Raw genomic sequence first — 12533 nt, 5'->3', positions numbered from 1 at the left:
GAATTTGTAAGGTTCTGTCGAATGTACTGTCCGGTTCTGGGTAACTGGATTTTAGCATCAAAAGCTTGACATCTATATATAGATATTTCTTAGGTTTTCAATATCTATATATTGTGATTCGCTATTTAATATCGTAATGGATAAATAAAAATAAATCAAATCTTGATTTTTATAAAAAGTATAATTCTTGCTAAAATAATTGTTGAATAAGTGCTTGAATGGCTTATTCTATCAAATGGTTGATAGAATGAGCAAGGATGATGTTAGGCTTAAAAAAATAAATTTATATGAAATAGCGGAATGTACAGCACAACAAATGTTTTCAATAAATTAGGCAGGCGAAATTAAAAAAACTTGCAATTTTGAAATGTGTTTTGCACAAGACTTTATGCTAAAATAAAAGAACTGAAATAATTTTAATTTAAAGGAGCAATAACGTGGAAAAAGTACTTGTTTTCGGACACAAAAATCCAGATACTGATACAATTTGTTCAGCAATTGCCTATGCTGATCTAAAAAAACAATTAGGTATGAATGCTGAAGCCGTTCGACTAGGCGAAGTAAACGGTGAAACGCAATATGCACTTGATACATTTAAATTCGAAGCACCTCGCTTAATTGTAGCAGCAAAAGGAGAAGCTTCTGATGTGATATTAGTAGACCATAATGAACGTCAACAAAGTGTAGATGACATTGATCAAGTTCGAGTTATTGAAGTAATTGATCATCATCGAATTGCTAATTTCGAAACGAGTGATCCGTTGTACTATCGTGCTGAACCAGTTGGTTGCACAGCTACGATTCTAAATAAAATTTATAAAGAAAACAATCTTGAAGTTCCAAAAGCAGTTGCAGGGCTGATGCTTTCTGCGATTATTTCTGATTCATTATTATTTAAATCACCAACATGCACAGAACAAGATGTTGCGGCTGCCATGGAATTAGCAGAAATTGCTGGAGTTAATGCGGAAACATATGGTCTTGAAATGCTTAAAGCAGGAGCAGATCTTAGTGATAAAACAATTTCTCAACTCATCTCGCTTGATGCTAAAGAATTCACAATGGGAGATGCTAAGGTTGAAATCGCCCAAGTAAACGCAGTCGATGTGAATGAAGTGTTAGTACGCCAAGCAGAATTGGAAACGGCAATTGAGGCTGTCATCGCAGACAAAGGATTAGACTTGTTTCTATTTGTCGTAACTGATATTTTGACAAACGATTCTGTCGGACTTGCACTAGGTGCACAAGCTCAAGCTGTGGAACGTGCGTATAATGTCACATTGAATAATAAAATTGCTGTACTTGAAGGTGTTGTATCACGTAAGAAACAAATCGTGCCTGTGTTAACAAACATTTTCACGAATTAATCAATAAAAGAGAGGCTGCCCTAAAGGATCAGGACCTCACATCGCCTATATATCGTTTATATAACGTGTACATGACACAATAAACGGTGTATAGAGTGTGAGTCTGAACCTTTCAGGCAGCCTCTTTGTTTGGATTAATGTACTGTCTCAACTTTATCTGCAGCTAGTTTCTTTAGCAGTTGTGAGCTTTCTGTATCAAGACCTTTAAGTTGGACCGTTTTACCATGTGCTCGGTATTTCAAAATGATCTTATCCACCGCTCCTACTGCAGAATCGTCCCATACTTTCGAGCGGCTAAAATCAATTACAACATGATTGGTTGCTTCTTTTAGGTCAAATTGTTTCACAAAATCTTGTACGGAAGCAAAGAATAAAGGGCCACTTACGTGGTATAAGGTTTCTTTGCTGTTTTCACCGGCTATCTTTTCAACTTGCACTTTAGAAGCTTTTGCTGAAAAGAAAATCATGCTTAAGATTACACCAGCAAATACGCCCTTGGAAAGATCATTTGTGTAAAGAACAACGATTACTGTCACCAGCATGACCAATGTGTCCGTGATAGGTGCAAGATGTAGCTTTGTTAGTGATGACCAATCAAATGTCGCGATCGAAACCATGATCATTACGCCAACCAGGGCAGCCATTGGAATTTTCACAAGAACATCATTTAAAAGAACAATTAAGGTTAACAAGAAAACCCCAGCAACAAAGGTAGAGAGTCTGCCGCGACCGCCAGATTTAATATTAATGCCAGATTGTCCAATCATGGCGCAACCAGCCATACCACCGAAGAACCCACTAACGATATTCGCGATTCCTTGACCTCGTGCTTCTGTGTTCTTATTACTTTCCGTGTCCGTTAAATCATCTACAATTTGAGCAGTCAATAAACTCTCTAATAGTCCTACAAATGCTAATGCAAGTGAATAAGGAAAAATAATCATGAACGTATCCATCGTAAAAGGAACGTCAGGAAGGAAAAACGTTGGTAAAGCTTGCGTAAGTACCCCCATATCTCCGACAGTCCGAACAGTAGCTCCTGTCATAACAGCAATGATAGTTATGACAATAATAGCGATAAGTGGTGAGGGTATGACTCTAGTTACATAAGGAAATAAATAGATAATCGCAAGTGCGAAAGCAGTCATCACGTACATCACCCATGATTCACCGACAAAGTGAGTCAATTGAGCAGAAAAAATTAAGATTGCCAGTGAATTGACGAAGCCAACCATAACTGGTCTTGGAATAAATTTCATCAGTTTTCCAATTTTAAATACACCAAGGAAAATCTGGATGATCCCAGTCAAAATAGTCGCAGCTAATAAAAACTGCAGGCCGTGATCTTTAACCAAATCAACCATGACCAGTGCCATTGCCCCAGTCGCGGCTGAAATCATCCCGGGGCGGCCGCCCACAAAGGCAATAACAATTGCAATACAAAACGAGGCATACAAGCCAACCATTGGATCTACTCCTGCAATGATTGAAAATGCAATCGCTTCGGGAATTAAGGCCAAAGCAACAACAATGCCCGAAAGAATATCTCCGCGTGTATTGCCAAACCATTCTTGTTTTAATCTAGCGGTATTCAAATAAACACTCCTTATATAAAAAATAACTTGATTAAATAGTAAACATGTGGATTACAATAAAATTGATTATAACATGTGACTATGTTAATGAATAGAGTTCATGTCACTTCATATCCTTTTATCCCGCGTTAACGGGGTAAAACCTTCACCTCATGTCTTAGGGAGGCGAAGAAGCGTAGGTGGGGGATAACTGCTGGCTATTAGCACGTCTGAGGTTATAAGCTGTTTCTCTGTGGCAGAGTACACCATTATGCTTGTCAGGGCTGGGCAGTCGCCTCGCTTTTTGAAGTGAAATACCGGTTGGTGAGATACAGTAAAAGCTACCAATGCTTGAGCAGGAGTTTAGTTGAACTTTATAGTGAATTGCTAGTTGTTTCAAAAAAAGTCAAAGTATAATCTTCTAAAGTAAAAACTCAATTGTTGTTTCTTAGAAAAGTCGACTCTTATCTTAATAGTAATGTTATACAACCACTTACATTACGTAGCTTAATTTTTGCTAAGTGCCCCTGGCAAATGATATTGTTGATTCTTGTTGTTAATCATGTGGGATGATTTTCAATCAAACTGATACAAACATGGAATGGAATTTCAGCAATACATCATAGAGGACAATGTAAGAATATCTTATGAAATTCAGCAGGAGTTTTCCCGATCACTGCTGAACTGATAAAGTATAGAAATCGAGGGGGAGAGAGTCGATGGGGAAAATTTTATTAACATCAGCTGGCTTTTATACAGATGCAATTAGAAGTCGTTTTTTGCATTGCATTAAAATCAATCCTGAAGATGCGAGAATTTCCATAATAACGACTGCTTCAAATACAGAGAAGTGGAATAACGAGTTTGTTTTAAAGACATTGCGAGATTTTCACGAAATGGGAATGAAGAATGTTCGTATTGTAGATATTGAGTTTGAAGAACCTGAGATACTTCGCCAATCAGATGTTATATTTTTGAATGGAGGTAATCCATTTAATTTACTGTATCATCTCAAGGAGAGCGGGGCTGATAAGATTATTCGAGAGTTTGCTGAAAATGGTGGACTTCTTGTCGGGGTGAGCACTGGTTCGATTGTTCTTGGCCCTGATATTAAACTGGTAGAACATTTCTTTCCAGAAGAAGCAATAGAAGGATTAGAAGAATTAACAGGGTTAGGAATAACGGATGTGCGTGTATTTCCACATTATGGTGATGAAAGATTGTATCCAGATAAACAAGGAAGAAAAATTGAAGAACGTTTGTTGGAGTTTGAACGGGCGCATCGTTGCTCTGTTAATCGTTTAAGAGATGACGGTGCCATTGTTCTTTAATGTGGATCATGAATAAACTTTTATGGAATGTAAATGTTATGTAAATTAGTTGAAAATAATGATCTTTCTATTATATGCTTTATTAATAGAAGTAAAGTGCTTTCTATATTGGTTTTAAAGGAGGATAAATAATGAATGTGCGTCAAGGGTTTGAAGAAGAGCTTTTTTCACTTAAAAATTTGGTGCTTGAAATGGGTACAAGAGCAGCAAATGCTTTGCATGAATCCATAGAGGCTTTAGTCGCACAGGATATTAATCGAGCGCTAAAAGTTATTGACAATGATTATAAAATTAATCGAATTAATCAGGAAATAAACGAGAAAGTTATTTGGTTGATTGCTAAGCAACAGCCTGTTGCATCAGATTTAAGGAGAATTATTTCAAGCATTAAGATTTCTACAGATTTAGAAAGAATAGGTGATTTAGCTGTAAATGTTGCAAAATCTACTATTCGCATTGGCGAAAAGGAATTATTTAAACCGTTATATGACATTCCTTTAATGGCTGAGAAAGCAGCTACAATGTTAAATCAAGTTATGCTCGCCTACGATGTACAAGATGAAGAGAAGGCAAGAGAAACGGCAGAGCTCGATAATGAAATTGATGAAATGTATGGTCGACTGATCCAGGAATTGCTAGAATATATCGCGCAAAACCCTGAACTAACGTCCCAAGTTACACAATTATCATTCGTTTGTCGCGATCTAGAAAGAGTTGGTGACCACGTAACCAATATTTCCGAAAATATTGTTTTCATGGTAAAAGGACAATTGTACGATTTAAACAGTTAAGTCTGTATAATAATTCCGAGAAATTTATAGAGGGAACATTGTAAGGCGTGTGAAATGGCACACGTCTTTTTTTGATATCTCACAAATAATGTTTTCATAATAATGCGAAAATGATAAAATTATAATGTGAAAATTAGTGGATGAATGGTTGCTGATATTTTCCAATAAGAGGCAAGCAAGAATCTTGCTCCTAACAGAGAAATAAAGTGATTCGGCTAGAAAAATATTGAAATCTGTCATATTTCATCTAAATTCAACATGATCGCGGTACAAATAATACTTTGAGCAAATTTCTAAAGCTAAATATATGTCAAGATACCTGACAGCAAGAAGCATATGAATACGCTTGGGATGGAAAAGGAATGACAAGTGGAATTATGTGAATGAAATAATACATATGGATGAATGAGACAATAATTTTGAATCATAACGGAGGATGTACAATGAAGATACGCGAGTTTACATTAGGAGACTATGTAGAGGTAGCAAATGTTTGGGAACAGGCAGGGATTACATTATCAGTTTCGGACTCATTAAAAGGGATTGTACATAAAGTAGGAAGGGATTCAGAGCTATTTTTAGTTGCAGAAGAAAACGAGAAAATTATTGGATCTGTAATGGGCTCGTATGATGGACGCCGGGGCTGGATCAATCATTTAGCTGTTCATCCTGATTATCAAGGAAAACGAGTAGGTAAATTGATTATGGAGGAATTAGAACAGAGGTTAAAAAGAATCGGTTGTAAAAAGATCAATCTTTTGATTGAATACGATAACTCCAAAGTCATTGGCTTCTATGAAAATCTTGGGTATAACACAGATGAATTGGTATTTATGGAAAAATGGATTAAGTAAAGAATGATTCACATAAAGAAATACTAATGATGAGGGCTGTCCCGAAACAAAAGTGTCAGATACTTTTGGGACACCCTCTTTTATTTGTTTCTCTTTTTCATTGTCTGGTGCTAAAAAAACAGCTATTTTATGATACGTAATTAACTTATTAATAAATCATATTCCAAAGTAGAAAAGAAAATGCTTATAATTTGGGGATTGAATGCAATCATATAAAGCATTAAAATAAATGAGTCTTTTGTTAAGCGCACCTAGAAATGAGGTTTAAGAATGTCGAAAGTGAAAGAAGTTATACCTGGTTTAGTTTTATGTATCGTAATCGCTTGTTTTTCCATTTTAGTCGCAAATAAGTTCACTTTATTTGGAGCAGGAACTTTTGCGATTATTGCCGGGATTATTGTCGGTAATATTGGTACTGGCAAGATTAAGCGGTTCAATGCAGGAACGAAATATTCAGAATCTAAATTACTATATTATGCAATTATTTTATTAGGCGGTACTATCAGTTTTCATTCTATTGTAGAGATTGGTTTATCTGGAGTGATTTTTATTCTGTTACAAATGGCTGTAACGCTTTTCGCTGCACTTTGGATTGGAAAAAAGTTAGCACTACCAGAAAACTTTCGACTATTAATGGCGAGCGGGAATGCTGTTTGTGGATCTTCAGCGATTGCAGCAACGGCTCCTGCTATTCAAGCTGAGGAAAAGGAGAAATCACTTGCCATAACAGTTGTCAATTTAACCGGCACTGTCCTTATGTTTATTTTGCCTCTTATAACAACTCTATTATATAAAAATGAGATGCAGCCTTCGTCAGCGATGATTGGAGGAGTGCTTCAGTCAGTTGGACAAGTTGTAGCAAGTGGAAGTATGGTAAGTGAAGTTGTAAAGGAAGAAGCTGCCGTTTATAAAATGGTAAGAATCTTATTGCTTAGTGTTGTCATTTACGGGTTGATGAGATATAGCAAGAAAGCCCCTGTTGGGAAGAGTAAAAAAATAAAATTGCCAATCCCTTGGTATATTTCAGGATTTTTGCTTCTATGTGCATTACATAGCATATTTGCTTTTCCGATTCTCTTGCAGGGAATAATACAAAATACTGGATCCTTTCTTGAAGTAATCGCTCTTGCGGGAATCGGATTAAGAGTTCAACTGAGAGATTTAGTTGAACAAGGTGGGAAGGTTGCCATCTATACTGGTCTATTGACCATCGTCCAAATACTAGCGGCTGCGCTTCTGATTGCATGGCTTATTCTCTAGAAAGAAAAGAAACTTGATTTAAGATTGCCAAACAAATGGGGAAATCTCTACTTGTTAGTCCGATTAAATGGAGGATATAAAGTAAAAATGAGGAAAGGATCTGATCCCTTCCTCATTTTTATATTATGAAACGATTTCAGTAGAAGGCTGTGCCTTTGATTGTTTATGCACTTGGGCATGTTGAGGAAACTCTTTCACTTCGTTTGCTGCCTTTACTGTTTTGTAGATTTCTATATAACGGATGTGATGGTCTTCCATATCTTTTATTTTGAAGCAATACTCTTCATGTTCGATGATGTCACCTTGTTTGGCCTCGTAATTCTCTGATAAGATCCAGCCGCCGATTGTATCCATATCTTCATCGATGATTTCAAGTCCAATCAAATCATTCACTTCACTTATTAATACTTTGCCATCAAGAATATAATGATCTTCCTTCATTTTCTGAATCTCAGGAATTTCGTCAAGGTCAAACTCGTCTCGAATATCGCCCACAATTTCTTCTAGAATATCTTCAACTGTCACTAATCCGGAGGTTCCGCCGTATTCATCCATTAAAATGGACATATGAACACGTTCTTTTTGCATCTTTACTAGTAAATCGTGAATGGGTATTGTATCAATCACTCGAATGATTGGACGGATGTACCGTTCTATCGTTTGAGTAGGCTGTGTTTTATTAGCAATCATTTCGGTGAAAAGTTCCTTAATATTAACCATCCCAATAACATGGTCTTTATCGCCGTCAATCACAGGATAGCGGGTATATTTCTCTTCTGACATTACGCTAAAAAATTCTTCTATCGTATCATTAATCGATAAGGTAACAATCTCAGTACGAGGTACCATAATTTCTTTGGCGATCCGGTCGTCAAATTCAAAAATTTTATTCACATATTTAAACTCTGATTGGTTAATTTCGCCATTTTTATAGCTTTCAGACACGATTATACGAAGTTCTTCTTCTGTATGAGCCAATTCATTTTCTGAAACAGGCTCGACTCCAAACATTTTTACGAGCAATCTAGCTGAACCATTTAAAATCCAAATAAATGGATACATGATTTTATTAAATAAAATCAATGGTCTGGCTACTAGTAAGGTTATTTGCTCAGCTTTTTGAATGGCTACAGTTTTCGGTGCCAATTCGCCAACTACCACATGAATAAAGGTAATAAAAGCGAAAGCAATGGCAAACGATATGAAATGTGAAACAGAAGTTGGAATGTCAAATTGCGTCAATAAAGGTTTAAGTAGCTCTACAATCGTCGGTTCACCAAGCCACCCGAGTCCGAGAGCAGTGACAGTAATTCCTAGCTGACAGGTTGAAAGGTATTCATCTAGGTTGGAAATAACATGTTTAGCTGGAACTGAATTGGTTCGTCCTTCATCAACTAACTGATCAATTCGTGAACTTCTCACTTTCACAATTGCAAACTCCGAGGCTACAAAAAATGCCGTCAAAGCAATTAAAATGGCTATGAAAACCAAGTTTATTATGTCCAAATAGTCTCCCTTAACTCGTCATGAAGACGAATAAGGAGTCCACCTCCTAAAATAGTAAAGAATAAGTTGTTTAGTAACTTCATTTGTTTTGCACCGTGCAAATTAAGCGCAGGGACCAGTGGCATACGGACGGGAAATCACGTCGACCTGTCTGCCGATAAAAATGTTTCTACCAGCAAATTGGTCAAGGAAAAATTGCTTGTTTATTCGTCCATTAATTAATACCCCATCATATCACCCCTGCTTCAAAATTAAGTAAATATGTTCATTATAGAAAAGGAAAGTCAAATCGTCAAACTGTAAAAAGGACCGAATTTCGTCATTATTTCAGCTATATGACTGTTTATAAACAAATATTAGCGCTTTTTAAGGGATTTCATATATATTGGGAATAAAAGAGTCTGAATTTTATTACTTTAAACATGTGTATAATTCAATGACAAATGGAAACTATTGCTTAAAGTATGATACAAAATGAAGAGTCAGAAGACCTGATTAAAAAAGTAGTAATAAGGGCATCAATATGTATGGTATTGGAAACTACTCAAAAGTTATGCGGGATCATAGTCGTATCTGGACATTTGAAGAAGCGGGAAAATATTACGTTGTTGTTCATGTAACGATAAACAGCTTGCCAGTGATTGAGATTGCAAGTAAATAATGAGATGGATATGAATATAATCGGTTTGAACTGGGTATTAGTTGCAATATAACATATTACGGAAAATCCAAGTGAGGTGAATTCAGATGGTAAATCATTGTATTTTGAAATTTAGAAGTAAAGGTATCAAAATTGCCAAAACGAAATCTCGTCATGATATTTTCTCGAATTTATACGAAGTAGATCCGAGTTTGTTAGATTTAAGTACCCAGAAAGATCAATCCTCACAGTCAAATGATATCATTAAATAAGCCGAGGCTTAAGCTCGCCCATAGAAAGGATATTACCCACAACAACTATATTTTGTTTATCCCGCTATACCGGACAGTAAAACCCCGATTAGTGAGATACAGTGAAACTTATCGATGATTTTTAGCAGAGGTAAAGTTTGAGGCTGGACCCTTTGGGGAAAGCCTCTTTTTTCGTTGCGTTCCTAGAATAAAAATAGAGCCAAGCTTATATACTATGAATAAAACAATGAAGACTAGGAGTTAATTATGTCAAATTTTATTATGAATATATTAACGTTTTTTCAAGAAATGGGTTACGTAGGCATTGCATTAGGCTTAATGATTGAGATTATTCCTAGTGAGCTTGTGCTAGGGTTTGGGGGTTATTTAATTGGTACTGGTGTAATTAATTTTTGGGGTGCACTGCTTGCTGGTGTCATTGGGGGGACATTCGCACAGTTGTTTTTGTATTGGGCCGGTTATTTTGGAGGTCGGCCATTTTTACTGAAATATGGGAAGTATATTTTCATAAAAGAAACACAAATTGATGCTGCAGAACAATGGTTTGAGAAATATGGAGTAGGTGTCGTATTTACTGCGCGCTTTATCCCAATTGTTCGCCACGCAATTTCGATTCCAGCAGGGATAGCTAAAATGTCATTCGTGAAATTTACTGGCTATACGATAGCTGCTATGATTCCATGGACGGTCCTGTTTTTATTACTAGGTAATATGTTAGGTGAGAATTGGACTCAGATTAAACATATTGCTCAGCCGATCATTGTCCCTATTATTATTGTTGCGGTAATCGGAGGCATAATTTATACGATATGGAAAAGAAAACAAGAACCACCAATCGTCATTGTAACTAAAAGGAAATAAGTGAAACATCAATCAGTGGAGGCTTTCTTCATCCCCCACTGATTGTTAGTCCCGTTCTACTGTCGCTAAGATCGCAGCGACAGCTTCAATCAATCGAGAGTACGAACCCGATTTAACGAACTCAGCCTAAGTACGCCGCGTCCTGCGGCAACGTCTGAGTGACCCACATCCTGTGGGCCTCAACTAAACCTCTGCCACACGCATCGGTAAGTCACTGTAACTGACCGTTAAAGCGGGATAAAGCTAAATCAAAGGGTCTAATTCCCTGATAGAGTAGATCCTTTGAGATAGCCTAAACAGTACAAGTGCTATGGTGTTTTTAATATTTCATTGGACATTTGAACTTCTATCGGGACTCTTTTTATTTCAATATAGCGAATCATATGATCTTCCATTTTATTTACTTTGAAGATAAAGGATTCTACCTCGATTACATCACCTGTTTGGATATCGTAATTTTGAGTTAGCATCCATCCGCCAATTGTATCGATATCATCGTCTTCTAAGTTAATCCCAAGTTTATCATTGATTTCAGTAAGAAGGATTTTACCGTCAACGATAAAATGGTCTTCTGTTATTTTGCGGACAGGAGGGATTTCATCAACATCGAATTCGTCGCGGATTTCACCGACAATTTCTTCTAATATATCTTCAACGGTTACCAATCCTGCCGTACCGCCGTATTCATCCATCAGTATTGCCATTTGAATCCGTTCTTTTTGCATTTTTATGAGCAAATCTTGAATTCGGGTATTTTCTATCACCCGGATTATAGGACGTGTAAATGATTCTAAAGTGACGCCTTTCACGTTTTTATTTTTAGTAATATGAGAAAAAATTTCTTTTATGTTCACCAGTCCAACAACATGATCCTTGTCCTCTTCAACAATTGGATAGCGGGTGAATCTTAAGTCTTTGGCATGTTGAATAAATTCTTGTAGCATATCATCTTTTGAAAAACTGATAATCTCGGTACGAGGAACCATGACTTCTCTAGCAGTTCGGTTGTCAAAATTAAAGATGTTATTCACGTATTTAAATTCTGACTGATTTATTTCTCCGCTTTTGTAACTATCGGATAATAATAATTTCAACTCTTCTTCTGAGTGTGCAACATCGCTTTCTGAGGCCGGCTTCATACCGATAATGCTAGTAATAAAACTTGCTGAATGGTTTAATACCCAAATAAACGGAAACGCAATCTTATGAAACCAAATGAGTGGTTTTGATACGAACAGACTTACCTGTTCAGCTTTTTGGATAGCGATTGTTTTCGGTGCCATTTCTCCAACGACAACGTTTAGAAAAGTGACGATTGAAAACGCGATAAGAAAGTTTAGAACATGAACGAGTTGCTCTTGTACATGGAGTACGTCAAGGATAGGTTTGAGAATATGCCGCATCGTTGGCTCCCCAAGCCAGCCTAAACCTAAGGCAGTAATAGTAATCCCCAGTTGGGTAGCGGATAAATATTCGTCTAAATTAGAGATAACCTGCTTGACTGCTGGTGCTTTTGGGTGCTGATTCTCAATTAATTGATTAATTCTTGAACCACGAACACGGATAATAGAAAATTCTGAAGCCACAAAAAAAGCGGTTAAAATAATCAGTATGATCACAAAAAATATTTTTACAATGTCCAAAAGTTAAGGAACGAAAAGAATTCGTAAAGATGTAATAAAACTTGTTTAAACTCACGTATTACTAGATTGTACGAATTATTTCGTACCTGTCACCTCCCAAAAAATAATATAAAAATGAAAAAGAAATCTCTGGCGGAAATAAATAATTAGGAAATAATTCCACCCATATTGTTTATCCCAAATTAACGGGCAGTAAGACCCGCACCTCAAGGCTTGGAGAGAATCGAGGAAGCATAGTAGGGGAATAACTGCCAGTTAACGCCAGATTGGTGAGATAAAGTGAAACTTACCGCTGTGATGTTAGCGACAGTAGAAAGGGATTTACAATCAGTGGGGAATAAAGAAAACCCTACTGATTGAAGTTTCACTTTATATATAGCTATTACCTATTTCTAACGATACCTAACTTTATTTTATAAAAAAAATTGATATTC

10 protein-coding genes are annotated in these 12533 nt (G+C 36.5%); 7 read left to right on the top strand and 3 right to left on the bottom strand.

The features are described from left to right. Positions 1-437: 437 nt before the first annotated feature. Positions 438-1367: a manganese-dependent inorganic pyrophosphatase gene (locus tag V179_RS0121390; RefSeq protein ID WP_028393290.1), complete on the top strand. Its 930-nt coding sequence runs from the start codon at positions 438-440 to the stop codon at positions 1365-1367. A 134-nt stretch (positions 1368-1501) separates the two neighbouring features. On the opposite strand, the gene V179_RS0121385 is transcribed toward V179_RS0121390, so the two are convergent. Next, positions 1502-2962, bottom strand: a complete 1461-nt coding sequence (locus V179_RS0121385) for a SulP family inorganic anion transporter (protein WP_028393289.1) — start codon at positions 2960-2962, stop codon at positions 1502-1504. A gap of 698 nt (positions 2963-3660) precedes the next feature. On the opposite strand from V179_RS0121385, the gene V179_RS0121380 reads away from it, so the two are divergent. The 4 genes from V179_RS0121380 to V179_RS0121365 all read left to right on the top strand — a co-directional run bounded on the left by V179_RS0121380 (position 3661) and on the right by V179_RS0121365 (position 7177). After that, positions 3661-4272 (top strand): Type 1 glutamine amidotransferase-like domain-containing protein, encoded by a 612-nt coding sequence (locus V179_RS0121380; protein ID WP_028393288.1) that lies wholly within the window; start codon positions 3661-3663, stop codon positions 4270-4272. Positions 4273-4403: 131 nt separating this feature from the next. Then, the gene (gene phoU / locus V179_RS0121375; RefSeq protein WP_028393287.1) at positions 4404-5063 is read left to right on the top strand and encodes a phosphate signaling complex protein PhoU; all 660 of its coding nucleotides are present in this window, start codon (positions 4404-4406) and stop codon (positions 5061-5063) included. A 443-nt stretch (positions 5064-5506) separates the two neighbouring features. Next, positions 5507-5917, top strand: a complete 411-nt coding sequence (locus tag V179_RS0121370) for a GNAT family acetyltransferase (protein ID WP_028393286.1) — start codon at positions 5507-5509, stop codon at positions 5915-5917. A gap of 270 nt (positions 5918-6187) precedes the next feature. After that, on the top strand, positions 6188-7177 hold the full coding sequence (locus V179_RS0121365; protein WP_028393285.1) for a YeiH family protein: 990 nt from the start codon (positions 6188-6190) through the stop codon (positions 7175-7177). Between the two features lie 123 nt (positions 7178-7300). On the opposite strand, the gene V179_RS28470 is transcribed toward V179_RS0121365, so the two are convergent. Continuing rightward, a complete protein-coding gene (locus tag V179_RS28470) occupies positions 7301-8683 on the bottom strand; it encodes a hemolysin family protein (RefSeq protein ID WP_034302147.1) in 1383 nt (460 codons plus the stop codon). A 747-nt stretch (positions 8684-9430) separates the two neighbouring features. Between V179_RS28470 and V179_RS31135 the strand changes: the two genes are divergently transcribed. Both V179_RS31135 and V179_RS0121345 read left to right on the top strand, forming a co-directional pair. After that, a complete protein-coding gene (locus V179_RS31135) occupies positions 9431-9595 on the top strand; it encodes an Lmo0850 family protein (RefSeq protein ID WP_154664023.1) in 165 nt (54 codons plus the stop codon). A gap of 246 nt (positions 9596-9841) precedes the next feature. Further along, on the top strand, positions 9842-10456 hold the full coding sequence (locus V179_RS0121345) for a DedA family protein (RefSeq protein WP_028393284.1): 615 nt from the start codon (positions 9842-9844) through the stop codon (positions 10454-10456). A 308-nt stretch (positions 10457-10764) separates the two neighbouring features. Here the strand turns inward: V179_RS0121345 and V179_RS0121340 are convergent, their stop codons facing one another. Continuing rightward, complete coding sequence (locus tag V179_RS0121340) at positions 10765-12099, bottom strand: hemolysin family protein (protein WP_028393283.1); 1335 nt, start codon at positions 12097-12099, stop codon at positions 10765-10767. Positions 12100-12533: the final 434 nt, after the last annotated feature.

Source organism: Bacillus cihuensis, assembly GCF_000504145.1.
GTDB classification, from domain to species: Bacteria; Bacillota; Bacilli; order Bacillales; family DSM-1321; genus Peribacillus; species Peribacillus huizhouensis.
The sequence above is the reverse complement of the archived record's forward strand: the minus strand, read 5'-3'. Positions and strand labels throughout refer to the sequence as shown.